Here is a 26,006-nt window from a genome sequence, read left to right as displayed (position 1 = left end):
ACCAGGAGGAGTCTTCGCCCCTATGCAGGATATTCTTGACCAGCTCATCACGCCCGAGGTCCGCATGGTGCTCTATCTCATGCTCGCCTGCGTCGTCATGCTCTACGTGCTCTCCATCGTCTACGTGATTCGTGACGCCCAGCGCCGCGGCGCCGAGCCGTGGTGGCTGTGGGCCATCATCTCCGTTATCCCCATCGTCGGCCTGCTCGCCTACGTGATCCTCCGTCCGAGCTCGTATCTGGTCGACCGCGAGGAGCAGGACCTCGACATCGCCCTGCGCGAGCACCAGCTGTCGCACTACGGCATCTGCCCCAAGTGCGGCACGCCGATCGACAAGGACTTCATCGTCTGCCCGATCTGCAACACGCAGGTGCGCAACGTCTGCCCGACGTGCCACCGACCGCTCAACGCGGACTGGAAGGTCTGCCCGTACTGCCGCACGCGCATCCAGTAGCGCGGGTTCGGCGGGGGAGCGAGCCCCGAGGCATCGACGAAGTGTGGCCCGTCACGAATGTGGCGGGCTTTTTTGTACATCGCCTGCGGGACGCTATGCCCCCTCGAACGGCCCAACGTCCCTTTGGGCCGCTATCCGCCCGAGGCCCCGTGACGAGCCCGTGCCCCGCACGCCGGCGCCGGCATTTTGTGGTAAACCTATGCAAGCAATATTCCGCGAAAGGTCGGGTCCATGTTCCAAGCGCGCGCACGTCTCGTATCGGCAGGCATCGTCTCGTCACCTACGGCCACGCGAACCCAGACTATCTAGGCGTCTGCCCGCCGCGTCTCGCGCGGCCCTGACAGGCGCCTTTTCCGTGGGCGTCGCACGCGGCGCGCCCCGGCGGCCCCGCCGTCACCCCTTCGGTTCGAACGCGCGCCCTGGCGCGCATATCCTAGAGAGAGGTTCCCATGAAGGTTCTCTACAACGATGGCCACGTGGCCGAGTGCCCCGCCGACGAGGAGCTCCACGTCATCCGCCACTCCGCCGCCCACATCATGGCACAGGCCATCAAGCGCCTCTACCCCGAGGCCGACTTCGCCTACGGTCCGGCCACGGACAACGGCTTCTACTATGACATCGACCTCGGCGACAAGAAGATCAGCGAGGAGGACTTCCCCGCGATCGAGGCCGAGATGAAGAAGATTTGCAAGGAGAACCTCAAGTTCACGACGTTCGAGCTCTCCCGTGACGAGGCCAAGAAGCTCATGGCCGAACGCAACGAGAAGTACAAGCTCGAGCACATCGACGACCTGCCTGCCGACGCTCGCATCACCTTCTACCAGCAGGGCGAGTACATCGACATGTGCGTGGGCCCGCACCTCACCTACACCAAGGCGCTCAAGGCCTTCAAGCTCACCGGCGTGTCCGGCGCCTACTGGAAGGGCGACAAGGACAACAAGATGCTCACCCGCATCAACGGCATCGCCTTCGGCTCGAAGGAGGCGCTCGAGGAGCACCTCAAGATGCTCGAGGAGGCCGCCCGCCGCGACCACCGCAAGATCGGCCGCGAGATGGAGCTCTTCATGATGAACGACGCCGGCCCGGGCTTCCCGTTTTGGCTGCCCAACGGCATGGTCGTGCGCAACTCCCTTATGCAGTACTGGCACGAGATGCAGGCCAAGTTCGGCTACGAGGAGGTGCAGACGCCCGTCATCCTGTCGCGCACCCTCTGGGAGACCTCCGGTCACTGGGACCACTACAAGGCCAACATGTACACGACGAAGATCGACGAGGAAGACTACGCGATCAAGCCGATGAACTGCCCGGGCGCCTGCCTCATTTACAAGAACAAGCCTCGCAGCTATCGCGACCTGCCGCTCAAGCTCGCCGAGGCCGGCCTTGACCACCGCCACGAGCTCAAGGGCGCGCTGCACGGCCTGTTCCGCGTGCGCGAGTTCACGCAGGACGACGCGCACCTGTTCATACGCCCGGACCAGATCACCGAGCAGGTCACGGACGTCGCGCACCTCATCACGGCCTACTACGCGCAGTTCGGCTTTCCCTACAAGGTGGAGCTGTCGACGCGCCCGGACGACTCGATGGGCTCGGACGAGGACTGGGCCAACGCCGAGGAGGGCCTGCGTCGCGCTCTCGAGACGATGGGCGTGGAGTACACGATCAACGAGGGCGACGGCGCCTTCTATGGCCCGAAGATCGACTTCCACCTGCAGGATTGCCTCGGCCGCACCTGGCAGTGCGGCACGATCCAGCTCGACTTCCAGCTGCCGCACAACTTCCAGCTCGAGTACACCGACGCGGACGGCTCCAAGAAGCAGCCGATTATGATCCACCGTGCGGGCTTCGGCAGCTTCGAGCGCTTCATTGGCATGCTGACGGAGGAGTACGCGGGCAAGTTCCCGACGTGGCTCTCGCCGCTGCAGGTCAAGGTGCTGCCGGTGTCCGAGAAGACCCGCGACTACGCCCACTCGGTGGCCGACACCCTGCGCGACGCCGGCGTGCGCGTGAAGGTGGACGACCGCGACGAGAAGATCGGCTACAAGATTCGCGAGGCGCGCAGCCTCGACCGCGTGCCGTACATGCTGATCATCGGCGAGAAGGAGGCCGAGGCGGGCAACATCAGCGTGCGCGACCGCTCGAACGAGACGGTCCAGCGCGACCTCGCCGACTTCGTGGCCGACGTGACGGCCGAGATTGCCGAGCGTCGCTAAGTCGGGCGTTTTGAGGTGATGTGCGGGGTTCCGGTTCTTCCGGGGCCCCGCCTTTTCGTTTCCTTGCAATTCGCATTCGATGAGGAGGCTCCTGTGGCCGACTACGACGAGCACGAAGCCGATGGGCCTGAGGGCCGCTCCTATCCGAAGTTGCGTGAGCTGAAGGCCCTGTCTGAGACCATGGGACAGGCCGGATGGTCCGCCTCGTCCGATACGGCCCAGGTTGTCGCGAATTACCTGTGCTGCCACCCGGCCGTTGCCGAGGTGCGCTATGCGGGCCTTCGCGAGGACCCTCTGTTTGCCGAGGCGTCCTGTACCCTCGAGAGAGGCTTCGGTCCGCTGGTCGGCTTTCGTCCCGTTTCGGGCGGATGGCGTCTGCTCGATTGTTCTGGAGCTCGCGACGCGAGGGCGTTCGTGCTTTCGCTTGAGGCGGAGCTTGCTCGCTAGGCGGGTTTGCTCCAGAGGTGCGGGCCCATCGGGGGAGGGTCTCTCTGGCCTGCACTGACGTTCTGAATGGGCATGCGTCGCATCTTGTACTCAGCCGCTCGCCTTGCCGAATTGACCGTTCGCCGTTTCGACCTCGGAAATACCTCTCATATGCACGGATTCGGCCATGAGACACAGATTCATGCACATATTCGCGAATGCTATGCACACTTCGTTTCATATGCACAGTCAAATGTGGTCATTTGTGGGCCAAGTTGACCGCTCTTTGACCATGTTTGGATAGACAACTGCTGGTTAATGGGCTGGCGAAGGTGTTTGCGCCGCAGATATGCCCGGAGCCGGCCGGCTAGTATGTATTCCAGTTCTTAGCGTGTTTTATGCACGTATCTGCAATCGTGGTTAACCTGGGCGCGTCCCGCGGGACGTCCCACAGAATCTGGAGGTAGCTATGGCGGAAAAGGTCATCGACAGCCTCGACGCACTGACCTCGCGGCTCAACAGCATGCGCAAGGCGCAGGCCGAGTTTGCGACGTTCTCTCAGGAGCAGGTCGACAAGATTTTCCACGCTGCGGCCATCGCGGCCAACAAGGCCCGAATCCCCCTGGCAAAGGATGCGGTTGCCGAGACCGGCATGGGCATCGTCGAGGACAAGGTCATCAAGAACCACTACGCGGCCGAGTACATCTACAACAAGTACAAGAACATGAAGACCTGCGGCGTCGTCGAGGACGACCCGGAGTTCGGCTACAAGCGCATCGCCGAGCCCTACGGCATCGTCGCTGCCGTCATCCCGACCACCAACCCGACGTCCACGGCGATCTTCAAGTGCCTCATCTGCCTGAAGACCCGCAACGCCATCATGATCAGCCCACACCCTCGCGCCAAGAAGTGCACGATCGACGCGGCCCGCATCGTCCGCGACGCCGCCGTCGCCGCCGGCGCCCCCGAGGGCATCATCGACTGGATCGGCGCACCGTCCCTCGAGCTCACCAACGAGCTCATGCGGTCGGCCGACATCATCCTCGCCACCGGTGGCCCGGGCATGGTCAAGGCCGCGTACTCCTCCGGCAAGCCCGCCCTGGGCGTCGGAGCCGGCAACACGCCCGCCATCATCGACTCCACGGCCGACATCAAGCTCGCCGTCAACTCGATCATCCACTCCAAGACCTTCGATAACGGCATGATCTGCGCCTCCGAGCAGTCCGTGACCGTGCTCGCCGACATCTACGACGAGGTCAAGGCTGAGTTCAAGGCCCGCGGCTGCTACTTCCTCAAGGGCGCCGAGCTCGATCGCGTCCGCAAGACCGTCATCATCAACGGCTCCGTGAACGCCAAGATCGTCGGCCAGAGCGCCTACACGATTGCCAAGATCGCGGGCGTCGAGGTTCCCGAGAAGACCAAGATCCTCATCGGCGAGGTCACGAGCACCGACCCGTCCGAGGAGATGGCCCACGAGAAGCTCTCGCCGGTGCTGGCCATGTACAAGGCCAAGACCTTTGACGAGGCCATCGACAAGGCCGAGCACCTCGTGATGGACGGCGGCCCCGGCCACACCTCCTCCCTCTACATCGCCACGACGGAGAAGGAGAAGATGGCCAAGCACGCCGACGCCATGAAGACCTGTCGCATCCTCGTGAACACCCCGAGCTCCCAGGGCGGCATTGGCGACCTCTACAACTTCAAGATGGCCCCGTCGCTGACGCTGGGCTGCGGCTCTTGGGGCGGCAACTCCGTCTCCGAGAACGTGGGTCCCAAGCACCTGCTCAACTATAAGACGGTCGCTGAGAGGCGGGAGAACATGCTCTGGTTCCGTGCACCCGAGAAGGTCTACTTCAAGAGGGGCTGCCAGCCGGTGGCGCTCGACGAGCTGGGCTCTGTCATGCACAAGAAGCGCGCCTTTATCGTCACCGACCAGTTCCTGTTCAAGAACGGCTACATCAAGCCGATCGAGCAGAAGCTCGACGAGCTCGGCATCGAGCACGCCTGCTTCTGGGACGTTGCGCCCGACCCCACGCTGCAGTGCGCGCGTGAGGGCGCGAAGATCCTCACGAGCTTCGAGCCCGACGTGATCATCGCCTTCGGCGGTGGCTCCGCCATGGACGCCGGCAAGATCATGTGGGTTCTCTACGAGCACCCCGAGGCCAACTTCGAGGACATGGCCATGGACTTCATGGACATCCGCAAGAGGGTCTTCACCTACCCGGAGATGGGCTCCAAGGCCTACTTCGTGGCCATCCCGACCTCCTCGGGCACCGGCTCCGAGTGCACGCCGTTCTCCGTCATCACCGACGCCGAGACGGGCATCAAGTGGCCGCTCGCCGACTACGCGCTGCTGCCGAACATGGCCATCGTCGACGCCAACAACATGGACTCCCAGCCCAAGGGCCTCACCTCGGCCTCCGGCCTCGACGTCCTCACGCACGCCCTCGAGGCCTACGTGTCCGTCATGGCGAGCGACTGGTCTGACTCCATGGCGCTCAAGGCCATGAAGCTCGTCTTCGAGTACCTGCCGCGCGCCTACGACAAGGGCGCCGCCGACCCCGAGGCCCGCGAGCGCATGGCCAACGCCTCCTGCCTCGCCGGCATGGCCTTCGCCAACGCCTTCCTCGGCCTTAACCACTCCATGGCCCACAAGCTCGGCGCCTACCACCACATCCCGCACGGCCTGGCCAACGCCGTCATCCTCACCCGCGTCATGCGCTACAACGCGGCCGAGAAGCCCACGAAGATGGGCACCTTCCCGCAGTACGCCTACCCCCACACCCTGGCCCGCTACGCCGAGGCCGCCCGCTTCTGCGGCGTCACCGGCAAGAACGACCAGGAGGTCTTCGAGAAGTTCGTGGACAAGATCGAGGAGCTCAAGGCCCACTGCGGCGCCAAGGCGACGATCGCCGAGTACGGCGTTGACGAGAAGTACTTCCTCGACACGCTCGACGAGATGACCGAGAACGCGTTCAACGACCAGTGCACGCCGGCGAACCCGCGCTATCCGCTCATGAGCGAGATCAAGGAGCTCTACCTCGACGCCTACTACGGCCGCGAGCCCAAGAGCTACGAGGACTAACCCGTAGTGACCGCCGGCATCCGTTGCCGCGGGTGCCGGCGCCTTCTGGCGCGCCGTCTGCCGAGCGCTGCCGTCCCTTGGTCTGCATGGGGCCGGCGGCGGACTCATCTGGCGGCGGGCAGGGGATATAGTTTGGGAAATCAAACCCGAAGGAGGGTTACCCATGGAGCTTCCCGAGAACAAGACCGTCCTGGTGAGCCGCGGCAACAAGGTCGTCTATGACTGCGGCGACCGCATCGTTAAGGTGTTCAACGCCTCCAAGCCCGAGAGCGACGTCTTCAATGAGGGCCTCAACCTCGCGCGCATTCAGGAGACGGGCATTCGCGTCCCGCACATCCTCGAGGTCTCCAAGAGCGACGAGGGCTGGGCGCTTGCCACCGAGAAGGTCCCGGGCAACACGCTCGCCGAGCGCATCAAGGCCGACAAGAAGAACGTCGACATGTACCTCGAGCAGTTCGTGCGCCTGCAGCTGGAGATCAACGGCCACACCGCGCCTCTGCTCAACCGCCAGCGCGACAAGTACGCCCGCATGATCAACTCGCTCACCGAGATTGACGCCACGACGCGCTACGAGCTGCTCATCCGCCTGGACGGCATGAAGGTGGAGTCGAAGGTCTGCCACGGCGACTTCAACCCCACGAATGTCATCGTGGGCGACGACGGCCTGCTCTACGTCTGCGACTGGGCGCACGCCACCCAGGGCTCGCCTGCCGCCGACGCCGCCATGACCTACCTGCTCTTTGCGCTTGAGGACCTGGACCTGGCCGACAAGTACCTCATCATGTTCTGCAAGATGGCCGACATGCCGATGCAGGTCGTGCGTCGCTGGATGTCCATCGTCGCCGCCTCCGAGCTTGCGCGCCACCGCGAGGCCAAGGAGGAGGAGTTCCTCCGCAGCTGGATCGACGTGGCCGAGTACCAGTAGGCTTGAGCCGGATCAACCTGACCGCCGAGGCCAGGCATACCCCTGTGCTGAGGGACTTTTCGCGTCGCGAATAGTCCCTCAGCCCTGCGCTTCGGGGTATGCCTGGCCTCGGCTCTGTTGACGCGGACGCGGGGTGCCTCCACCTTGTTGGGAGGGAGGGTGACGTCGTTGGGCGCGCGGCTGATTGCCGGTGCCTCCATCTTGTCGAGAGAGCTTGGAGGGTGACGCAGCTCGGAGCTCTCGACTCGTTTTCGGTAGGATGGTTTGGTTGTCGAAAGAGGGGAGAGGGATGGCTGAGGTCACGGATACGACGGTTCGGGGGTATCTGGACGCGGTGGCGTCAACCGAGCCGGTGCCTGGCGGGGGTGGCGCGGCTGCGCTGGCAGGCTCGCTCGCCTGCGCGCTGGGCTGCATGGTCGCGGGTCTCACGATGGGCAAGCGCGCCTATGCGGACTTCGAGCAGGGTGCTCGCTCGGCGCTCGAGAGCTGCGAGCGCCTGAGGGCCCGCATGCTCGAGCTCTCGAACTCCGACGCCGAGGGATTTCGGCCCGTCACGGTGGCGCTGAAGCTGCCGCGCTCCACGCCGGAGGAGGTGGCCGCGCGCGCGGAGGCGCTCGATGGCGCGCTCGCATCTGCCTGTGAGGCCCCCTTCGAGGTCCTCGAGAGCGCCCTGGAATCCCTTGGCGCCCTCCACGAGCTCGCTGAGCACGGATCGAAGATCGCGGTCGTGGACGTTGGCGTTGCCGCGAGCCTCGCCCGCACCGCAGCGGACGGCGCGGCGCTCACGGTCCACGCCAACGCGCGCATGATGTCCGACGACGCCCGGGCGGCGGCGCTGTGCGAGCGGGCCGACCAGCTCATGGGCCTCACCGAGGTGCGGTCGCGCGAGGTGTACTTTGCGGCGAAGCTGAGGTTCTCGTGACGGCCCGCGAGTTGCGTGGCGCCCCCGTCGCCGCCGCCATCTGCGAGGACCTGGCGCCTCGCGTGGATGCACTGAAGGGTCGTGGCGTCGAGCCGCGTCTGGCCATCGTGCGGGTGGGCGAGGAGCCGGGAGACCTCGCCTACGAGCGTGGCGCACGCTCGAGGATGGGCAAGGTGGGTATCGCCTGCGACGTGTCGGCCCTGCCTGGCGACGTCTCTCAGGACGAGCTCGAGGCTGTGCTCACGAGCCTGGCCGGCGACCCCGCCACGCACGGCATCCTTCTGCTGCGCCCGCTCGCCCCGGGTCTCGACGAGCGCTCGGCCATCGCCTGCGTGGGCGCCGCGAAGGACGTGGATGGCATGACGCCGGCTTCGCTTGCCGCCACCTTCACGGGTGCGGGCGAGGGCTATGCCCCCTGCACGGCCGAAGCCGTGGTGCGCCTGCTCGAGCACTACGAGGTGCAGCTCGACGGCGCGCGTGCCGTGGTGCTCGGCAGGAGCCTCGTCGTGGGCAGGCCGCTCGCGCAGCTGCTGCTCGCACGCGGCGCCACGGTCACCCTCTGCCACTCGCACACCCGCGACCTCGCCTCGGAGTGCCGCCGCGGCGAGGTGCTCGTGAGCTGCATGGGCCGCGCCGGTGCGGTGGGGGCCAGCATGGTCTCTGCGGGCTCCATCGTCGTCGATGTGGGTACAAACGATGACGGTGCCGGCGGCATCACGGGAGACGTGGACTATGCCTCCGTCTCAGGGGTGGCCGCCGGCGTGACGCCCGTGCCCCGCGGCGTAGGGTCCGTCACCACCTCGGTGCTCGCCGCCCACGTGGTGGAGGCTGCGGAGCGCCTGTCGTCTGGGCGCTAGGCGCCGGCTGGTCCGGCAGAAGGGAAGGTTGGCCATGAAGGTCCTGCTTATCAATGGAAGCCGCCGCGCGAAGGGTTGCACGTACACGGCGCTGGGCGTCATCGGCGACGAGCTCGCGGCGCGGGGTGTCGACTCCGAGATGGTGCACGTCACCGACGAGGGGGCCGAGGACCTCGCTCTCGACCTGCTCAACACCTGCGACGCCATGGTGATCGGTTCGCCGGTCTACTATGCGAGCCCATCCGGCGAGGTCGAGCTCTTCCTCGACCACCTGTTTGGGAGGGCCTCCTACGCGCAGCTCGCGCACAAGCCTTGCGCCGTGGTTGCCTCCGCGCGGCGTGCCGGCACGACGGCGACGCTCGACGCGCTTGCCAAGTACCCCACCATTGCCGAGATGCCGCTCGTGAGCTCGAGCTACTGGTGCGAGGTGCACGGCAACACGCCGGAGGAGGTCCTTCGCGACGAGGAGGGCGTCTCCACGATGAGGCGTCTCGGCCAGAACATGGCGTGGATGCTCGAGTGCATCGAGGCCGGCAAGGCGGCCGGCGTCGAGGCTCCGGAGCAGGAGAAGAAGGCTCGCACTAACTTCATCCGCTAGAGCCAAAGGTAATTCGTTTGACCCCCGCAATATGCGACGGTGGTCAAGTTTTATGCATGCGAGGGAAAGACGCCGCGCGTATCCGCTTGTGCCAAAATGACCATCAACCGCTGAGCAACTTGGCCATCTAGCAGCATATTTTCGCAAAAAGCTAACGCGCGTGGGGGTAAGTTCCCCGCAAGCGTGGCTATAATGCGAATCGGTTAGTGTCACCGTCACGTTATGGAGGTACGTTATGCTCGTCAACGCAGCCACTATGCTCCAGCACGCCGAGAAGGGCCACTACGGCATCGGTGCGTTCAACACCAACAACCTCGAGTGGGCCACGGCCATTCTCCAGGCCGCCGAGGAGACCCAGAGCCCGATGATCATCCAGTGCACCTCTGGCGCCGCCAAGTGGCAGACCAGCTTCAAGGTCGTCTCCCAGCTCGTGCACCAGCTTGTCGAGGACATGAACATCACCGTCCCCGTCGCCCTGCACCTCGATCACGGCTCCTACGAGGCCTGCTTCCAGTGCATCGAGGCCGGCTTCACCTCCATCATGTATGACGGCTCCCACGAGGCCGACTTCCAGACGAACCTCGACCGCACGGCCGAGCTCGTCAAGCTCGCCCATTCCAAGGGCATCTCCATCGAGGCCGAGGTTGGTGGCATTGGTGGCACCGAGGACGGCGTGACCTCCGCCGGCGAGCTGGCCGACCCCGAGCAGTGCAAGCAGATCGCCGACCTCGGCGTCGACTTCCTCGCCTGCGGCATCGGCAACATCCACGGCGTCTATCCCGCCGACTGGCAGGGTCTCTCCTTCGAGCGCCTCGGTGAGATCAAGGCCCTCACGGGCGACCTGCCGCTCGTCCTCCACGGCGGCTCCGGCATTCCCCTGGAGCAGGTCCAGAAGGCCATCAAGCTCGGCGTCTCCAAGATCAACGTCAACACCGACCTTCAGATTGTCTTCGCCGAGGCTACGCGCAAGTACATCGAGGAGGGCAAGGACCAGCAGGGCAAGGGCTTTGACCCGCGCAAGCTCATGGCCCCGGGCAAGCAGGCCATCGTCGATCACACCAAGAAGCTCATCTGCGACTTCGGCTCTGACGGCAAGGCCTGGAACTAACTTTTCGCCTTGGCATTCGGCCTTTTCGGGGCACCCCTTGGGGTGTCCCGTTTTTTGTGCGACTCTTTGGGAGACGAACGGGGCCATGTTTGTGGTCCTTGCTTTTGATGCCGGAGACGAGACATGCTCGCCGTGGGACCCTGCGGGCGGTCTTGCGGGCGTCAGGCTTTTTGGGTTTGAGCGGGACGAACTGCTGAGCTGCAGCGTTCACTGCGGCTTCACATAAGCTTGGAACAGGTGCTAGGAAACACTATGATTAATAACCAATGGCAGCGTAAGCTGCCATTTCTGTAAGCAACCGAAGGGAATTCCGTTCGATGACTTGCAAGACCAGGATTGCTCGTTTTGCCATTGGTGCCGCCCTTGGCGTTTCCGTTCTCACAGGCCTGCCCACGCTGTCCGTGGCCGATACCTCCTCGGAGCTCCAGTCCCAGCTCGACGAGGCCAGCTCCCACCTGAACGACCTCTACTCCCAGGCCTCCGACCTTGGCCAGGATCTTCTGCAGACGCAGGAGGACCTCGACAGTACGAATGCCGAGATTGCCCAGAAGCAGACGGAGCTCTCCCAGGCCCAGGACACGTTGGCCGGTCGCGTCTCGACCAACTACAAGACGGGCGGCGTCTCGCTCGCGTCCATCATCTTCGAGTCCAACAGCTTCGATGACCTGGTGAACCGCATCTATTACGCCTCCAAGGTGAGCGAGAGCGACGCCCAGACCATCCAGCAGGTCAAGGACATTCAGAACGAGCTCGACCAGAAGAAGTCCGAGCAGCAGCAGCTCCTTGCAGACCAGCAATCCCAGAAGGACGACTTGGATGCCAAGACGTCTGAGGCCGAGACGTACGTGAGCTCCCTCGACCAGCAGGTCCAGGACAAGCTGGCCGAGGAGCAGGCCGCCTACGAGGCGCAGCAGAAGGCCGCCCAGGAGGCTGCGCAGCAGCAGGCCCGGCAGGATGGCGGCTACGTAACCGAGCAGGACGTCGCAGGAGGCTCTGCGGAGTCGGGCACTGCCAACAACGGTGGCAACGAGTCCAACGGCGGCGCTGGAAACCAGGGCTCCGCCAACACCGATACCACCGACAACGCTGGTTCGCAGGAGACGCCCACCTCTCCCTCCAAGCCCTCCAAGCCCTCCAAGCCGAGCAACAACGGCAGCTCCAACGGCAATTCCGGCTCCTCGAGCGGGCTCACGCAGTCCCAGCGTGACGCCATCGTCTCGGCCGCGTGGAGCAAGGTTGGCGGCCCCTACGTCTATGGTGGCACGGGTCCCGTGGGCTACGACTGCTCCGGCTTCGTGCGGTACTGCTATGCCCAGGCGGGCATCTCGCTGCCTCGTACCTCCGAGTCACAGGGTGGCTGGGGCAAGTCGACCTCGAATCCCCAGAAGGGTGATATCGTCTGCTGGGGTGGCCATGTGGGCATCTACATGGGTGGCGGCATGATGATTGACGCCGGAAACGAGCGCGTCGGCATCTCGTATCGCGCGGTCTACGGCTCTCCCTGGTACCGCACGAAGGCATAGCTTGCGCTAACAAGCTGGGAGTTGGCCCCGGCCGGCCCTGGAACATGGCAACGTCCTCGAGGGGACCAGGCAATTGCCTGGCCCCCTCTGTGGATTGTTTCCTTAGTTCTAGGGCTGGGCGGGGCCGTTTCGTTGTTGCGGTGCCGCGCTTACGCTTGTCGGCCTCTTCGCAACATGTTCCCATAGTCTCTGGGTCGGGCGGGCCGGCTTCGCTGTTGGGCGTCTATGAACGGTGCAACAAGAAAAAGGCGGCCCCGTCTTGCGATGGGGCCGCGCGTTTGCCGGCTGAGCTTGGGCGAGCTCGATGGGTCTGTGGGGTTGGGGTCCCTTTATTTGCAGAGCCCCTCAATGCCGGAGAGGGCGGTGTCGGTGTCCTCAGGCTGGGTCATGTTGGCGGTGATGTCCGAGAGGTGCTTGCTGTCGAGGTAGCCGCTGATGAGGGCTCCGAGCTCCTGCCAGACCGGCAGGGTGGGGCAGTGACTCGACCGCGGGCAGAGCGTGCCGCTCGAGCAGTCGAGGCAGGCCGCGGGCGCAAGCGAGCTGCCCTCGGCCGAACGGATGATCTCGCCGAGCGTGTAGTTGGCCGGGTCGCGCTTGAGGCGGTAGCCGCCCCCCTTGCCGCGCTGGCTTGTGACGAAACCCGCCCGGTGCAGGGAGGCCATGACCTGCTCGAGGTATTTCCTCGAGATACCCTGCCTACGTGATACGTCACCGAGGGACACCCAGTCGTTCTCGCCCTGGGAGACCGCGAGGTCTGCCATGACACGCAGGGCGTAGCGACCCTTTGTGGAGATGCCTGAGGCCATGGCTAGGCCCTCTCTCCCATGCCGTGTCCGTCGGTTGCGCAGTCGACGACGGTCTTGCCCGCGAGCGGGTTTCCGCTCTCGTCCGTGCCGTCCTCCGTGGAGGTGGGGGAGGTGCGCTCGGAGGTCTTCGGGTGGGCGAGCATCTCGTCGAGCGTGCGCCAGGCAAGCTCAGCGCACTTCACACGTGCGGGCATGTGCGATATGGACTCGAGGCAGCTTGCCTCGTCAAGCTCGTCCAGCTTGCTCTCGTCCTTCTCCTCGCCGCGGATCATCTTGCCAAAGAGGTGGCAGAGGGCACGGGCGTTCTCGGGGGTCTCGCCCACCATGAGGTCGCTCATCATGTCCGCGGAGCCCTGGGAGACGGCACAGCCATGTCCCGTCCAGCTCACCTCGGCGATCTTGCCGTCATCGCCGAGGCGCACGTCGAGCACGAGGTCGTCGCCGCAGCTGGGGTTGATACCCTCGTGGGAGAGGGTGGGGTCGTCCATCTTGTACTTGTAGTCCGGGTTGCTCACGTGGTCCATGAGCGCGCGACTGTAGACGTTCTCGTTAGCCATGGAAGACTCCCCATACGAACTTGAGGCCATCGACGAGCTGGTCGATGTCGTGGCGGTCATTGTAGAAGGCCACGCTGGCGCGGCAGCAGCTCTCGATGCCCATCCAGGTAAGCAGGGGCTGTGCGCAGTGGTGGCCGGCGCGGATGGCGACGTCCTTGGTGTCGAGTAGGCTCGAGACGTCGTGCGGGTGGATGCCGTCCACGTTGAAGGAGACGGCACCGATGTGGGCCTTCGGGTCGCTCGGGCCCACGATGGTCACGAAGTCGAGCGCCTGGAGCTGCTCGCAGAGGTGGGCGGCCAGCTCGCGCTCGCGCGCCTCAAGCTCGTCGCGGCCGTGCTCCACCACGTAGTCGATGGCGGCGCCGGTGGCGTAGATGCCCGCGGCATCCTGGGTTCCGGCCTCGAACTTCTCGGGAATGGGTGCCCAGACGGCGTCGGTCTCGGTCACGGAGTCAATCATCTCGCCGCCAGTGAGGAAGGGCGGGAGGCTCTCGAGCAGCTCGCGCTTGCCCCAGAGCCCGCCGATGCCCATCGGGCCGCCGAGCTTGTGGGCTGAGAAGGCAAAGGCGTCAACGCCGAGCTCTCGCACGTCGACGTGGACGTGGGGGAGCGACTGGGCGCCGTCGGCGATGACCGTGGCACCCTGGGCGTGGGCGGCATCCGCAATCATGCGGACGGGGTTCTCGACGCCAAACACGTTGGAGACGTGGGTGACGGAGACGATCTTCGTGCGCGGGCCAATCTTTGCCGCAACCTCCTCCGGCGTGATCCGGCCCTCCTCGTTGGGGCGCAGGTAGACGAGATCGGCGCCCGTCGCGCGGCAGACCTGCTGCCACGGGATGAGGTTGGAGTGGTGCTCCATGATGGAGATGCACACCTCGTCACCCTCGCCGAGTGCCTGGGGCCCGAGCGTCTTGGCGATGATGTTGAGCGCCTCGCTGGCGTTTCTCGTGAAGACGACCTCGTCGCGGTCGGTGGCGCCGAGGAAGGCGGCAACCTTGCCGCGCGCCTCCTCGATGGCCTGCGTGGCGTCAACGGAGAGCTTGTAGAGGCCGCGCAGCGGGTTGGCGTTCATCGTCTCGTAGAAGCGGCGCTGGGCGTCAAGCACGGTGGCCGGACGCTGGGCGGTGGCGGCGCTGTCGAGGAAGGAGAGCCCCGGGTTCTGCGCAATCAGGGGGAAGTCGGCCTTGTAGGGGTTGGCTGTGATGTCGATGGCTTCGGCCATGTGCCTTATGCCTCGCTTTCGTCGTTCGTGCGCGCGAGCGCATGGTCGCCGAGCTCGAGCGCGTCGGCAATCTCCTCGGCGGCCTCGGCTCCCAGGGCCGTGCGGGCCCAGCAGACCACGGCCGCGGGCGCCGCGCCCGGCAGGGTGTTGGCGGCGTCGTCCACGATGGCGCGGCTGAAGAGCTCGAGTGCCTCTCGCTCGGTGAGGCCGCGGTCGGAGAGGTAGCCGAGCTGCTCGGCGCTCACCGTGCCGATGGCGGCGCCGTGGGCGCCCTCGACGTCGTCCTCGTCGCAGAGGATGACCGGCAGCGTCTTGTTGCGTACGTCGTCGCCGGCCACCAGGACGGTCTCCTGCTCGGAGCCCTTGGCACCCTTGCAGCCGTGCTTGAGGTCGATCGTGGCGCGCAGGGACTTCTGGGCGTCATCGGTGAGCACGCCGGTCATGTCGAGGTTGGCGCGGCTCTTCTTGCCCAGCATCGGCACCGAGTAGCCAAGGTCGAGCTTATCGCCCGCGCCGGCCAGGTAGCGCAGCGTGAGGTCGAGACGGCTGCGGTCGCCGTTGAGCTCGACGTTGGTGCCGAGCGCCGTGGCGCCGGCGCCGATGACGTACTGGTGGACGGTGACCTCGGCGCGGTCGTCTGCGATGACGCCGAGGCTGTCGAGGTACTGCTCGTTCGTGCCGGCGGCCACGAGCAGGGTCACGTGGACGACGCTTGCCGCCTCGGCGTGGATGCGCAGGGCGTGGCCGCTCGTGACGGCGGCGTCTCCCTTGATGTGCGGAAGGTCGGCCTTGCGGGCAACCTCCTCGTTGGCCTCGGCGTGGGCACGTTCGTCGCGCTCCTTGGGCGCGGCGCCCAGGCCCTCGGCCACGACGACGTTCACGCTCACTTCGGAGTGGGGGCGGCAGAAGACGTTCGTTTGGGCCACGGCGCCGAGCGAGGCATCGAGCTCGACCGTCACGGTCTGTGCGGTTGCGCCGGCGGGCACGACAACGGTGCGGCGGGAGGTTGCCGCGGCGTCGAGCCACTGGGTGGCCTCCGCACCGGCGCCGCAGGTGATGCGGCGGGCGGCGGCGGGCACGTCGGCCGCGGGGTCTGCAGCGGGGGGCTCGGGCACCGTGAGCTTCGTGTCGTTGATCTTGAGCCAGTTCCAGGTCTGGGAGGGCGCCACGTCAACGCCGGAGAGCGTGACGGTGCCCGTGGCGGCGGTCTTCGCTGCCTGGTCTAGGGTCGCGGCCATCTAACCGATCGCCCCTTCCATCTCGAGCTTGATGAGGTTGTTCATCTCGACGGCGTACTCAAGCGGCAGCTCCTTCGAGACCGGGTCCGCGAAGCCGTTGACCACCATGGTCTTGGCCTCCTGCTCGGAGCAGCCGCGACTCATGAGGTAGAGCACCGTGTCGTCCGAGATGCGGCCGATGGTGGCCTCGTGGCCCACGCTCGCGGTGGCGTTGCGAACGTCCATCGCCGGGATGGTGTCGGAGCGACTGATGTCGTCGAGCATGAGCGAGGAGCAGCTCACGGAGGCCTTGGCGTTCTGTGCGGCCTTCGTCACTACGACGGAGCTGCGGAACGTGGAGATGCCGCCGCCCTTGGAGAGCGACTTGGTGTCCACGCTCGCGCGCGTGTCGGGCGCGGCGAGGGTCACCTTGCAGCCCGTGTCGAGGTTCTGCGTGGCACCGGCGAAGGTGATGCCGGTGAACTCGCAGCTCGCGCGCTTGCCCACGAGCACGGAGCTCGGGTAGAGGTAGGAGATGTGGCTGCCGAATGAGCCGGAGACCCACTCGATCTTGCCGTCCTCCTCGACCTTGGCACGCTTGGTGTTGAGGTTGTACATGTTCTTCGACCAGTTCTCGATGGTCGAGTAGCGCAGGCGCGCGCCCTTCTTGACGAAGAGCTCCACGGCGCCCGCGTGGAGGTTGGCCACGTTGTACTTGGGTGCCGAGCAACCCTCAATAAAGTGCAGGTCGGCGCCCGGCTCCACGATGATGAGGGTGTGCTCGAACTGGCCCGCGCCCGCCGCGTTCAGACGGAAGTAGCTCTGCAGCGGAAAGTCCAGGTGCACGCCGGCCGGCACGTAGACGAACGAGCCGCCGCTCCAGACCGCGTAGTGCAGGGCCGCGAACTTGTGGTCGCTCATGGGGATGAGCGTGCCGAAGTACTCGCGCACCATGTCCTCGTAGCCTGTGTGCAGCGCGTCCTCGACGGTGGTGTAGACGACGCCCTGCTTGGCCACCTCGTCCTTCATGTTGTGGTAGACGATCTCGGAGTCGTATTGGGCGCCCACGCCGGCCAGGCTCGCGCGCTCGGCCTCGGGAATGCCCAGGCGCTCGAAGGTGTCCTTGATGTCATCGGGCACCTCGCTCCAGTCCTTGGCCTGCTTGGAGCCACTCGCCACGTACGTGGAGATCGTGCCCATGTCCAGGCCACCGATGGAGGGACCCCAGTTGGCGGGCATCTCCATGCGTTCGTAGAGGTCGAGGGCACGGAGACGCATCTCGAGCATCCAGGCGGGCTCGTCCTTCTTGCGGCTAATCTCCTCGACGACGTCGCCGGAGAGGCCGTCGGCGAAGCGCTCGTAACCGGCCTCGGGCTTCACGAAGTCGTACATGCTGCGGTCGACGTCGGCCACCTCGGCGCGCTTGCGCTCGGGCTCGGCGCCCGGCACGTTGGCGCCGTGCTCGACGTCCACGGTTGCGCTCTGCGTCGGCTGGGCGTCTGCCTTTGCCTTGGCGGCGAGGGCGGCTGCCTGCTCGGCGATCTTGCTCAGGTCTGCCATCGCTTACGCCTCGGCCTTCTCGTTGGCCTCGATGTGCTCGAAGCGCTCGAAGCCCTCGCGGTCGATCTCGCCGATGAGCTCGGGGCCCTCGTTGGCCACGAGGTGGCCCTTGACCATCACGTGCGTGCGGTCGACGTCCACGCGCTCGAGGATGCGGGTGTTGTGCGTGATGATGAGGAGCGCCCCGCCGCACTGCTCGCGATAGGCCGTGATGCCGCGCGAGACCACGGAGAGCGCGTCGACGTCAAGGCCGGAGTCGGTCTCGTCGAGGATGGCGAGCTTCGGCTGGAGGAGCAGGAGCTGCAGCATCTCGACCTTCTTCTTCTCGCCGCCGGAGAAGCCCACGTTGAGCTCGCGAGTGAGGTAGGAGGAGTCCATGTCGAGCTCGTCGCAGAGCTCGCCCACGCGGCGGCGGAACTGGCGGGCGGTCATCTTGAGCTCGGGGCGCTTCTGGCAGATGGTGCGCAGGAAGCTGTAGAGGGGCACGCCCGGGATCTCGACGGGGGCCTGGTAGGAGAGGAAGATGCCGGCGAGCGAGCGCTTGTCGGCGGCGTCGTCGGTCATGTCCTGGCCGGCGAACTCGATCTTGCCGCCCGTGACGCGGTAGGTTGGGTCGCCCATGATGACGTGTCCGAGCGTGGACTTGCCGGCGCCGTTGGGCCCCATGAGGACGTGGCACTCGTCCGCGTCCAGGGAGAGGTCGATGCCGTGGAGGATGGGCTTCTCGTCGACACTCGCCGAGACGCCGCTAACGTTGAGGAGGTGTTCCATCGTGTGTCCTTACCCTTGCTGGCCGTCCGTTTCGCACGCGTTACCATGGCGTGTGCGGGCTGGGCCTGCCTTGCCTGTTGGTTGAGCCTTGGTGATAATACCCCAGTGGCAGTGGGATTATTTTCGCCTTGGCGATAATACCCCAAACGCTTAGGGATTTTGTTTCGAAAACGACGATTGGCCATGCGGCCTGTGTCTTTGCTGTCTGGAGGACGTGGGCCTGCGCCATCTTTGGGCCTGGAGGTTGCCTTCCCTATGGAGAATTGGACGAGGTTGGGACGGGTGCTTGGCTCCCACATGATGTTCATCGCGCCCACATGCGTCATCTTGGGCGTGCTGTTCCCGGGCGTCTTCGGCCTGCTGCGTCCAATCGTCCCGGTGCTCTTCGCCTTCATGACGTTCCAGGGCTCGCTCAACAACAACGTCCGACATGTCGTCGAGGTGTTCAGGCACCCCAAGAACATGCTCGCCATCCTCGTCGTCTCAATGGTTGTGATGCCCGTGGCGTCCCGCGTGCTCTCGGGGCTGCTCTTTGCCAACGACCCCAACCTCGTGGTGGGAGCCACGCTCGAGTACTGCGTGCCGGTGGCAGTGGTCTGCTTCATGTGGTGCGACATGTACGACGGGGACCTCTCGCTCGCCCTCGCGACCATTCTGGTCTCCACGGTGCTCGCGCCGTTTACGATCCCGGTCTCCCTCAAGCTGCTTTTGGGCGCCACCGTGCAGGTTGACGTTGCGAGCATGATGACCCAGATGGTGTTCATGATCGCCTTGCCGGCGCTTGCGGGCATGTTGGTGAACGACCTCACGAAGGGCTGGGGCCACAAGGTGCTGTCCCCGGCGATCTCGCCGGCGGCGCGCATCCTGATCATGTTCATCATGGCGGCCAACTCCACGCAGATGAGCGACTACATGCGCCACATTACGCCCGAGCTGTTTGGCATGATGGCCTACATTCTTTTTTTCGCCACGTGCGGCTTCCTTCTGGGCATGGGGCTCGCGCGCCTCATGCGCGTCGACCAGGCCAGGTTCGTGACCATGACCTTCGGCGTGGGCATGCGCAACATCTCTGCCGGCGCCGTCATCGCGGCCCAGTTCTTCCCAGGCGAGGTGGTGTTCCCGGTGATGATGGGCACGCTCTTCCAGCAGATGCTCGCCGGCGTGTTCGCTACCGTCATGCCCCGGCTCGCCGGACGCGGCGCTCCCGAGACATCGACGGAGTAGCCGTCGCGTCCCTTCGGCTCCTCAACGAGGCGGCAACTGTGCCTTCGGCTCCGCAACGAGGCGGCAGCTGTGCCTTCGGCTCCTCTCTTCTTCATCGAGAGTAGTCATTACGCACATTTGGAACCGTTTCAGCGAAGAAAAACATGCGTAATGACTACTTTCGGCGGCTGGCCTGCGACCGTTGGGCTGAACGGCCTGCCGCCTGTTGTCTCCACGATTCTCGGCGCCACTGACGTGCGCCTCTCCTGCTCACTGCCCCGGGTCTAGCACCGGCCTGCACTTTCCTCAGCTTCTGGCCTGTGCCCCCAGCTCCAGCCCGTGCCATCACCAGAATTCGCTCCTGCCGCCCAGCCCCTCTTCCACGGCTTCTCTGTTGGGGCCCGCATGAGTCCGTCTCTCTGGCCTCGTGCGGCGTCATCTAGAGTCTAGTGTTACTGCCGGTAGAGGGCGAGCTTTATGAGGAGCGAGAGCGAGTCGCACGACGCCGTGCCCTCGCATGCGCTGTCCCTCACCTCGTGCAAGCAGAGAAGCGCGAGCTCATGCGACCCAATGATTCGGAGGAGCTCCTGGTCTATGCGCGCGTCGCCCAGGGCGGATGCCTCGAGCGTCTCGACGACGGCCTCGATGACGGCCTCGATGAGGTCGTTCTCACCGCGTTTCGCATCGTCCCCCTCGCGCGGCCGTCGCGGGCTTGTGTCTCCAAGCCAGCTTCCCCGGAACTCCGAGAGCATGCCGACGAGACGGGCCGCGAACGGGAAGGAGCCAGGCGTAGTGCCGGCCCCGAGCCCCCTCTCGAGACAAGGCGGCGCCCACGTGCGGGGACACGTGGGCGCCTTGGGAAGAGAGGGCGCCGTGCGGGGACACGAGCTGCCCTGTGGACACATCGCGCGGGGACGCGTGTGCCCTTGGGTTTTAGTTCGCGGGGGAGAGGACCCGCGAACATCGGATAAAGCAATGGTGCGTGGAGAGACGCCGGGAGCGACAACGTGATGCCAGCTCGGCCAACGGACCCAATCGGCCCTTTGGAAAGCGGTTCCGAACCTACTGGCCAAGCCGCCTTCCAAAGGGCCACCGCAGGGCGAGTCGAACCTGCGGTGGCCGTGCGTCCCGGAATGCTTACTTCAGGAAGCGGAACGGGCTCATGCCGGCGTAGACGGCGGCGTCGCCCAGCTCGTCCTCGATGCGGAGGAGCTGGTTGTACTTGGCGACGCGGTCCGTGCGGCACGGGGCGCCCGTCTTGATCTGACCGGCGTTGGTGGCAACGACGATGTCGGCGATCGTGGTGTCCTCGGTCTCACCGGAGCGGTGGGAGACGACCTGGGCGTAGCCGTAGCGCTCGGCGGTGGCCATGGCCTCGAAGGACTCGGTGAGCGAGCCGATCTGGTTGACCTTCATGAGCAGGGCGTTGGCAGCTCCAAGCTTGATGCCCTTCTCGAGGCGGGTCTTGTTGGTGACGAACAGGTCGTCGCCCACGAGCTGGACCTTGGTGCCGATGGCCTTGGTGAGGTTCACCCAGCCGTCCCAGTCCTCCTCGGCGAGGCCGTCCTCGATGGAGATGATCGGGAACTTGGCGATGAGCTGCTCCCAGTACTCGATCATGTCGTCGGACGAGAGCGTGCGGCCCTCGCCCTTGAGCTCGTACATGCCGGTCTCCTTGTTGTAGCACTCGGAGGTAGCCGGATCCATGGCGTACATGAAGTCCTCGCCCGGCTTGAAGCCCGCCTTCTCGACGGCGCGCTCAATCCACTCGAACGGCTCGGCGTTGGTCTTGAGGTCGGGAGCGAAGCCGCCCTCGTCGCCGACGCCGGTGGTGTGGCCGGACTCGGCCAGGACGGACTTCAGGGTGTGGTAGACCTCGGTGCACCAGCGAAGCGCCTCGGAGAAGGTGGGGGCGCCGACCGGCATGATCATGAACTCCTGGAAGTCAACGTTGTTCGTGGCGTGAACGCCGCCGTTGAGGATGTTCATCATCGGGGTGGGCAGCACGTGGGCGTTGGGGCCACCGAGGTACTTGTAGAGCGGCAGGCCCACGGACTCGGCGGCGGCGCGGGCGGCGGCCATGGAGACGCCGAGGATGGCGTTGGCGCCGAGCTTGCCCTTGTTGGGCGTACCGTCGGCGGCGATGAGGGCGGCGTCGAGGTCGCGCTGGTCGGTAGCGTCCATGCCGAGGACGGCGTCGGCGCACTCGTTGTTCACGTGGTCGACGGCCTTGAGCGTGCCCTTGCCGCCGTAGACGGACTTGTCGCCGTCGCGCAGCTCGACAGCCTCGAACTCGCCGGTGGAGGCGCCGGAGGGGACGATGGCTCGACCGAAGGAGCCGTCGTCGAGGGTGACCTCGACCTCAACGGTGGGATTGCCGCGGGAATCGAGCACCTGACGGCCGTACACGTCGATGATCTCGCTCATGCTTTCTCCTTGCTGCCCTAAGGGCTTCGTGACGGGCTCGGACGCCTTTCCCCGGGCGACCGGTGGCTCGCCGTTTGCTTGCCCATATATACCACTTGTAAACCGGGGTTTACTTCAAGAATTGGTAAAAGTCCGGTAAAAGCGAAAATCGTCGTATCGACAAGGAGGTATACCAGCGGGAACGCCGCAGGTGAGGGCAGGTTGCCCAGAAAATCTTAGTCATTTGCTCGGGCATGTTCGAGAGCCTGCCTGATATCCCGAGGTTTTTTGCGTGCGTGACTAATTTGCGGGCGTGACTAACTTGCGTGCGTGCCTAACTCGCGTGCCTGTCTAACTTGCGCGCGTGTCCAACGAGGCCAACCTGAAACCAATCGCGTTGCGGCGCGCGATCTGTTACCGTCCGTTCACATTTGCGCCGCCCGTTCGTGCGGGGCGTCTGCGTGCCGTAAGATAGCTATCGTTTGTGAACTCTGACCCGGTGGCCGTAAGGCCCCGGGCCGCATGACCTGTGCAGGAGGCCCCATGGCACTCAGCGAGAACGACGTGCGGGGCATCGCGGACTACGCTCACATCGGGCTCACGCCCGAGGAGCTCACCGAGATGACCACGTACATGAACGACGCCATCGGCATGCTCGAGCCGGTGCTGCAGTACGGCGACGCGGACGTGCCGCCGACGTTCCACCCGATCGGGGACCTCTCCAACGTGATGGGGACCGACGCCGAGCGCCCGGGCCTGCCCGTGGACGTGGCGCTCTCCGACGCCGCCTCCACGCGCGAGCGCTACTTCCGTGTGCCCTCCATCCTCGGGGACGGGGGTGAGGCATAAATGGCCACCCTCGACGCCCTCTCCGCCTCCGCCATCCGCGAGGGCATCGTCTCGGGCGAGTTCTCTGCCACCGAGGTCGCGCGCGCCGCGCTTGATGCCGTGCAGAGCCGAGATGATGCCGTCCAGGCTTTCCTCCAGGTCTCGCCCGAGCTTGCGCTCGACGCCGCCAAGCGCATTGACGACGCGCGCGCCGCCGGCGAGGAGCTCGGCCCGCTTGCCGGCGTGCCGCTCGCCGTCAAGGACAACATGAACCTCGTGGGCACGCGCACCACCTGCGCCTCCAAGATGCTCCACAACTACGAGAGCGTCTACACGGCCACCTGCGTCCAGCGCATGCTCGACGCCGGCTGCCTGCCCATCGGCAAGGCCAACATGGACGAGTTCGCCTTTGGCTCCTCTACCGAGAGCTCCGCGTTCCACCGCACCAACAACCCCTGGGACCTCGAGCGCGTCCCGGGCGGCTCCTCGGGCGGAAGCGCGGCGGCCGTGGCCGCGGGCGAGGTCACGCTCGCGCTCGGCTCCGACACGGGCGGCTCGATCCGTCAGCCGGCGGCGCTCTGCGGCGTCGTGGGCATGAAGCCCACCTACGGCGCGGTCTCCCGCTACGGCGTGGTGGCCTTCGGCTCCTCGCTCGACCAGGTGGGACCCTTCGGCCGCAGCGTTCGCGACGTGGCGCTCGCCATGAACGCCCTCGTTGCCGGAGGGCATGACAAGATGGACTCCACCAGCCAGGACTGCCCGGTGGACTTCCTCGAGCACCTTGAGGACGGCGTTGCCGGCCGCCGCGTGGGCATCGTGCCGAGGCTCATGGAGGCGGAGGGCCTCACGGGCGAGGTGAAGGCTGCCGTGAGCGCCGCGGCCGAGTCCCTCAAGGCCCAGGGCGCCGAGCTCGTCGAGGTCGACCTGCCGAACCTCGACGCCGCCATCGCCGCCTACTACGTCCTCGGCCCGTGCGAGGCGTTCTCCAACCTCGCCCGCTTCGACGGCGTCCGCTACGGCTACCAGGAGCCCAACTGCGCCACGCTCACCGAGCAGAGCGAGCTCTCGCGCGCCCATGGCTTTGGCGCAGAGGCGAAGCGCCGCCAGATGCTGGGCGCCTGGCTGCTCTCGAGCGGCGTCTACGAGCGGTACTACCTGGCGGCGCAGAAGGCCCGCACCCTCATTACGCGCGACTATGCCGCCGCCTACGAGAAGGCCGACGTCATCCTCATGCCGGCGTGCCCGCGCACCGCGTTCAGGTTCGGCGAGCTCTCCGACCCCACGCAGATGTACCTCTCTGACCTCTACACCATCAGCATCAACATCGCCGGCAACGGCGGCGTGTCCGTGCCGCTTGGCCTTGGGACGGACTCCGGCCTGCCCACCAGCGCGCAGCTCGTGGGCCCGGCCTTCAAGGACCGCCAGCTCCTCACGTTCGCCCGCGCCGTCGAGCGCGGTGCCGCCGAGGCGGTCGGCAAGGACGCCGCCGCGGGCCAGACCGCGCTTTGCGTGGCGCCCGACTTTGCCGGGAAGGGGGGTGAGCTCTAGATGAAGAAGCTCGCCGAGGTCCTCCAGGACTGGGAGGCCGTCATCGGCCTCGAGATTCACACCGAGCTCACCACGCTCGACACCAAGATGTTCTGCAACTGCCGCCTCTCCCATGACGACGAGCCCAACGCCAACGTGTGCCCGGTGTGCCTAGGCCTGCCGGGCGCCCTTCCGGTGCCCAACCGCAGGGCGATTGAGTCCATCGTGAAGGCCGGCCTCGCCACGAATTGCCAGATCATGCGGCACAGCATGTTCTACCGCAAGCACTACTTCTATCCCGACATGGCCAAGAACTTCCAGACCACGCAGGGTCCGGTGGCCTTCTGCATGCATGGTCACCTGGACCTCGAGGTCTCCGGCCGCGGCGCCCAGGAGCGACCGGACTGCGCGTTTGGCGAGGCAGAGGCCCAGAGCCTCGCGAGTGCCTCCGCCAACGCGGTGGGGCTCTCCACGTCCATGAGCGAGCACATGCCGGAGGGCGGCGCCGCGGTGGCGCGCCCCAAGGCGTCCAGCCAAGGGACCTATGACACGGCGAACCTCGCCGTGCCGGTGCGTGCCGACGACGGCTCCTATACCGTGCCCATCCGCATCCTGCGCATCCATATGGAGGAGGATGCCGCCAAGATGGTCCACGTGGGCGGCGAGGAGGGCCGCATCACCGCGGCCACCGAGAGCCTCATCGACTACAACCGCTGCGGCACGCCGCTCATCGAGCTTGTGACCGAGCCCGACCTCCGCACACCGGAGGAGGCGCGCCTGTTCATGGAGAAGCTGCGTCGCGTGTTCCTGACGCTCGGCATCTCCGACTGCTCGATGGAGAAGGGCTCCATGCGCTGCGACGGCAACGTGAGCCTGCGCCGCCGCGGCGAGACGCGCCTGGGCACCAAGACCGAGCTCAAGAACCTCAACTCCTTCAAGAGCCTGCATGACGGCCTTGAGTACGAGATCTGCCGCCAGGCGGAGGTGCTGGAGGAGGGTGGCGTCATCTACCAGGAGACGCGCCACTGGGAGCCGAGCCGCAAGCGCACCGTGGTGATGCGCGTGAAGGAGACGGCAGACGACTACCGCCTCTTCCCGGACCCGGACCTGGCACCCTTCGACCTCACGGACGACTTCATCGACGGCTGCCGCGCCGAGATTCCGGAGCTGCCGGACGCCAAGCGCGACCGCTACGTGGCGGCGGGCGTGAAGCGCGCCGACGCCGAGCAGATTGCCGGCGACCCGGAGACGGCGGCGTTCTTTGAGGCAGCGGTCGCAGGCCTCGACGCCAAGGCAGCCCAGACGGTGGCGAACCTCGTGGTGAACGAGCTCGTTGCCTACCTCAAGGCCGCGGGCACGACGCTTGCGGATTCCGGCCTGGCCCCGGCGCAGCTGGCCTCGCTCGCCAAGCTGCTCGCCGCCGACGCCATCAGCTCCAACCAGGCGCACGAGGTGTTTGGCGCCATGGCCGAGACGGGCGACGACCCCGAGAAGATCGTGGACGCGCGTGGCATGCGCCAGGTGAGCGACACCGGGGCGCTTGAGCCGGTCGTCGATGCCGTGTTGGCGCGCTGCACCGACCAGGTGGAGCAGTTCCGAGGCGGCAACCGCAAGGTGGTCGGCTTCCTCGTGGGACAGTGCATGAAGGAGAGCCGAGGGAAGGGTAACCCGAAGCTCTTCAACCAGCTCTTGACCTCGAAACTCGAGGCGATGTAGGCGACGGGGCCGCGACTGAGCGTCGCGGCCCTTTTTTCCCGCCGGCGCAGGTCTGGCGGCATTGGAAGCCAATGACAGGGGA

Annotated in this window: 22 protein-coding genes; 14 read left to right on the top strand and 8 right to left on the bottom strand. The window is 65.8% G+C overall.

The annotated features are described in order from the left end of the window. Positions 1–22: 22 nt before the first annotated feature. The 10 genes from EFAMC2_RS03240 to EFAMC2_RS03195 all read left to right on the top strand — a co-directional run bounded on the left by EFAMC2_RS03240 (position 23) and on the right by EFAMC2_RS03195 (position 12,108). On the top strand, positions 23–454 hold the full coding sequence (locus EFAMC2_RS03240; RefSeq protein ID WP_154026942.1) for a double zinc ribbon domain-containing protein: 432 nt from the start codon (positions 23–25) through the stop codon (positions 452–454). Positions 455–903: 449 nt separating this feature from the next. After that, positions 904–2,664 carry a threonine--tRNA ligase gene (thrS, locus tag EFAMC2_RS03235; protein WP_154026940.1) on the top strand — a complete coding sequence of 587 codons (1,761 nt, stop codon included), beginning with the start codon at positions 904–906 and terminating at the stop codon, positions 2,662–2,664. Positions 2,665–2,757: 93 nt separating this feature from the next. Further along, positions 2,758–3,111: a PLP-dependent transferase gene (locus EFAMC2_RS03230; protein ID WP_187325117.1), complete on the top strand. Its 354-nt coding sequence runs from the start codon at positions 2,758–2,760 to the stop codon at positions 3,109–3,111. Positions 3,112–3,559: 448 nt separating this feature from the next. Then, positions 3,560–6,175: a bifunctional acetaldehyde-CoA/alcohol dehydrogenase gene (adhE, locus tag EFAMC2_RS03225; protein ID WP_154026936.1), complete on the top strand. Its 2,616-nt coding sequence runs from the start codon at positions 3,560–3,562 to the stop codon at positions 6,173–6,175. 163 nt (positions 6,176–6,338) lie between these two features. Beyond that, the gene (locus EFAMC2_RS03220; protein ID WP_154026933.1) at positions 6,339–7,100 is read left to right on the top strand and encodes an aminoglycoside phosphotransferase family protein; all 762 of its coding nucleotides are present in this window, start codon (positions 6,339–6,341) and stop codon (positions 7,098–7,100) included. A 289-nt stretch (positions 7,101–7,389) separates the two neighbouring features. After that, the gene (locus EFAMC2_RS03215) at positions 7,390–8,022 is read left to right on the top strand and encodes a cyclodeaminase/cyclohydrolase family protein (RefSeq protein ID WP_187325116.1); all 633 of its coding nucleotides are present in this window, start codon (positions 7,390–7,392) and stop codon (positions 8,020–8,022) included. Further along, positions 8,019–8,879, top strand: coding sequence for a bifunctional 5,10-methylenetetrahydrofolate dehydrogenase/5,10-methenyltetrahydrofolate cyclohydrolase (locus EFAMC2_RS03210; protein WP_187325115.1), 861 nt, complete (start codon positions 8,019–8,021; stop codon positions 8,877–8,879). Before EFAMC2_RS03215 ends, EFAMC2_RS03210 begins: the two co-directional genes overlap by 4 nt. 34 nt (positions 8,880–8,913) lie before the next feature. Continuing rightward, a complete protein-coding gene (locus EFAMC2_RS03205) occupies positions 8,914–9,477 on the top strand; it encodes a flavodoxin family protein (RefSeq protein WP_154026929.1) in 564 nt (187 codons plus the stop codon). A 235-nt stretch (positions 9,478–9,712) separates the two neighbouring features. Further along, complete coding sequence (gene fba, locus EFAMC2_RS03200; RefSeq protein ID WP_154026927.1) at positions 9,713–10,585, top strand: class II fructose-1,6-bisphosphate aldolase; 873 nt, start codon at positions 9,713–9,715, stop codon at positions 10,583–10,585. Between the two features lie 317 nt (positions 10,586–10,902). Next, complete coding sequence (locus tag EFAMC2_RS03195; protein WP_154026925.1) at positions 10,903–12,108, top strand: NlpC/P60 family protein; 1,206 nt, start codon at positions 10,903–10,905, stop codon at positions 12,106–12,108. Positions 12,109–12,437: 329 nt separating this feature from the next. Here EFAMC2_RS03195 and EFAMC2_RS03190 read toward each other — a convergent pair whose 3' ends face one another. From EFAMC2_RS03190 to sufC, 6 genes are all read right to left on the bottom strand, one after another. Next, positions 12,438–12,914, bottom strand: a complete 477-nt coding sequence (locus EFAMC2_RS03190; protein ID WP_154026923.1) for an RrF2 family transcriptional regulator — start codon at positions 12,912–12,914, stop codon at positions 12,438–12,440. A 2-nt stretch (positions 12,915–12,916) separates the two neighbouring features. Further along, positions 12,917–13,471 (bottom strand): Fe-S cluster assembly sulfur transfer protein SufU, encoded by a 555-nt coding sequence (gene sufU / locus EFAMC2_RS03185; RefSeq protein WP_154026921.1) that lies wholly within the window; start codon positions 13,469–13,471, stop codon positions 12,917–12,919. Further along, positions 13,464–14,696 (bottom strand): aminotransferase class V-fold PLP-dependent enzyme, encoded by a 1,233-nt coding sequence (locus EFAMC2_RS03180; RefSeq protein WP_154026919.1) that lies wholly within the window; start codon positions 14,694–14,696, stop codon positions 13,464–13,466. The genes sufU and EFAMC2_RS03180 overlap by 8 nt, the downstream gene beginning before the upstream one ends. Before the next feature lie 5 nt (positions 14,697–14,701). Continuing rightward, positions 14,702–15,934, bottom strand: coding sequence for a SufB/SufD family protein (locus tag EFAMC2_RS03175; protein ID WP_154026917.1), 1,233 nt, complete (start codon positions 15,932–15,934; stop codon positions 14,702–14,704). Next, entirely contained in the window at positions 15,935–17,305 is a 1,371-nt protein-coding gene (sufB, locus tag EFAMC2_RS03170; RefSeq protein WP_261980037.1) for a Fe-S cluster assembly protein SufB, read from the bottom strand. A gap of 171 nt (positions 17,306–17,476) precedes the next feature. Further along, complete coding sequence (gene sufC, locus EFAMC2_RS03165; RefSeq protein WP_154026913.1) at positions 17,477–18,244, bottom strand: Fe-S cluster assembly ATPase SufC; 768 nt, start codon at positions 18,242–18,244, stop codon at positions 17,477–17,479. A gap of 255 nt (positions 18,245–18,499) precedes the next feature. On the opposite strand from sufC, the gene EFAMC2_RS03160 reads away from it, so the two are divergent. After that, positions 18,500–19,468, top strand: coding sequence for a bile acid:sodium symporter family protein (locus EFAMC2_RS03160; protein ID WP_187325114.1), 969 nt, complete (start codon positions 18,500–18,502; stop codon positions 19,466–19,468). Between the two features lie 431 nt (positions 19,469–19,899). Here the strand turns inward: EFAMC2_RS03160 and EFAMC2_RS03155 are convergent, their stop codons facing one another. Together EFAMC2_RS03155 and eno are read right to left on the bottom strand one after the other, a co-directional pair. Next, positions 19,900–20,199 (bottom strand): hypothetical protein, encoded by a 300-nt coding sequence (locus EFAMC2_RS03155; RefSeq protein ID WP_154026901.1) that lies wholly within the window; start codon positions 20,197–20,199, stop codon positions 19,900–19,902. Positions 20,200–20,584: 385 nt separating this feature from the next. Next, a complete protein-coding gene (gene eno, locus EFAMC2_RS03150) occupies positions 20,585–21,874 on the bottom strand; it encodes a phosphopyruvate hydratase (RefSeq protein WP_154026899.1) in 1,290 nt (429 codons plus the stop codon). Between the two features lie 522 nt (positions 21,875–22,396). Between eno and EFAMC2_RS03145 the strand changes: the two genes are divergently transcribed. The 3 genes from EFAMC2_RS03145 to gatB are packed head-to-tail and all read left to right on the top strand — an operon-like array spanning position 22,397 to position 25,924. Continuing rightward, positions 22,397–22,702, top strand: a complete 306-nt coding sequence (locus tag EFAMC2_RS03145; RefSeq protein WP_154026897.1) for an aspartyl/glutamyl-tRNA amidotransferase subunit C — start codon at positions 22,397–22,399, stop codon at positions 22,700–22,702. Next, complete coding sequence (gatA, locus tag EFAMC2_RS03140) at positions 22,703–24,229, top strand: Asp-tRNA(Asn)/Glu-tRNA(Gln) amidotransferase subunit GatA (RefSeq protein ID WP_154026895.1); 1,527 nt, start codon at positions 22,703–22,705, stop codon at positions 24,227–24,229. Further along, positions 24,230–25,924 carry an Asp-tRNA(Asn)/Glu-tRNA(Gln) amidotransferase subunit GatB gene (gatB, locus tag EFAMC2_RS03135; RefSeq protein ID WP_154026893.1) on the top strand — a complete coding sequence of 565 codons (1,695 nt, stop codon included), beginning with the start codon at positions 24,230–24,232 and terminating at the stop codon, positions 25,922–25,924. It begins immediately after the preceding gene. Positions 25,925–26,006: the final 82 nt, after the last annotated feature.

The organism is Olsenella uli, assembly GCF_901212655.1.
GTDB lineage: Bacteria > Actinomycetota > Coriobacteriia > Coriobacteriales > Atopobiaceae > Parolsenella > Parolsenella uli_A.
This window is presented reverse-complemented; position numbering and strand designations above follow the sequence as displayed.

What these genes read in the sequence shown, in the direction of transcription:
- EFAMC2_RS03240 (WP_154026942.1), top strand. Translation starts at nt 23, where the DNA reads ATGCAGGATATTCTTGACCAGCTCATCACGCCCGAGGTCCGCATGGTG.
- thrS (WP_154026940.1), top strand. Translation starts at nt 904, where the DNA reads ATGAAGGTTCTCTACAACGATGGCCACGTGGCCGAGTGCCCCGCCGAC.
- adhE (WP_154026936.1), top strand. Translation starts at nt 3,560, where the DNA reads ATGGCGGAAAAGGTCATCGACAGCCTCGACGCACTGACCTCGCGGCTC.
- EFAMC2_RS03220 (WP_154026933.1), top strand. Translation starts at nt 6,339, where the DNA reads ATGGAGCTTCCCGAGAACAAGACCGTCCTGGTGAGCCGCGGCAACAAG.
- EFAMC2_RS03215 (WP_187325116.1), top strand. Translation starts at nt 7,390, where the DNA reads ATGGCTGAGGTCACGGATACGACGGTTCGGGGGTATCTGGACGCGGTG.
- EFAMC2_RS03205 (WP_154026929.1), top strand. Translation starts at nt 8,914, where the DNA reads ATGAAGGTCCTGCTTATCAATGGAAGCCGCCGCGCGAAGGGTTGCACG.
- fba (WP_154026927.1), top strand. Translation starts at nt 9,713, where the DNA reads ATGCTCGTCAACGCAGCCACTATGCTCCAGCACGCCGAGAAGGGCCAC.
- EFAMC2_RS03195 (WP_154026925.1), top strand. Translation starts at nt 10,903, where the DNA reads ATGACTTGCAAGACCAGGATTGCTCGTTTTGCCATTGGTGCCGCCCTT.
- EFAMC2_RS03190 (WP_154026923.1), bottom strand. Translation starts at nt 12,914, where the DNA reads ATGGCCTCAGGCATCTCCACAAAGGGTCGCTACGCCCTGCGTGTCATG.
- sufU (WP_154026921.1), bottom strand. Translation starts at nt 13,471, where the DNA reads ATGGCTAACGAGAACGTCTACAGTCGCGCGCTCATGGACCACGTGAGC.
- EFAMC2_RS03180 (WP_154026919.1), bottom strand. Translation starts at nt 14,696, where the DNA reads ATGGCCGAAGCCATCGACATCACAGCCAACCCCTACAAGGCCGACTTC.
- EFAMC2_RS03175 (WP_154026917.1), bottom strand. Translation starts at nt 15,934, where the DNA reads ATGGCCGCGACCCTAGACCAGGCAGCGAAGACCGCCGCCACGGGCACC.
- sufB (WP_261980037.1), bottom strand. Translation starts at nt 17,305, where the DNA reads ATGTACGACTTCGTGAAGCCCGAGGCCGGTTACGAGCGCTTCGCCGAC.
- sufC (WP_154026913.1), bottom strand. Translation starts at nt 18,244, where the DNA reads ATGGAACACCTCCTCAACGTTAGCGGCGTCTCGGCGAGTGTCGACGAG.
- EFAMC2_RS03160 (WP_187325114.1), top strand. Translation starts at nt 18,500, where the DNA reads ATGGAGAATTGGACGAGGTTGGGACGGGTGCTTGGCTCCCACATGATG.
- EFAMC2_RS03155 (WP_154026901.1), bottom strand. Translation starts at nt 20,199, where the DNA reads ATGCTCTCGGAGTTCCGGGGAAGCTGGCTTGGAGACACAAGCCCGCGA.
- eno (WP_154026899.1), bottom strand. Translation starts at nt 21,874, where the DNA reads ATGAGCGAGATCATCGACGTGTACGGCCGTCAGGTGCTCGATTCCCGC.
- EFAMC2_RS03145 (WP_154026897.1), top strand. Translation starts at nt 22,397, where the DNA reads ATGGCACTCAGCGAGAACGACGTGCGGGGCATCGCGGACTACGCTCAC.
- gatA (WP_154026895.1), top strand. Translation starts at nt 22,703, where the DNA reads ATGGCCACCCTCGACGCCCTCTCCGCCTCCGCCATCCGCGAGGGCATC.
- gatB (WP_154026893.1), top strand. Translation starts at nt 24,230, where the DNA reads ATGAAGAAGCTCGCCGAGGTCCTCCAGGACTGGGAGGCCGTCATCGGC.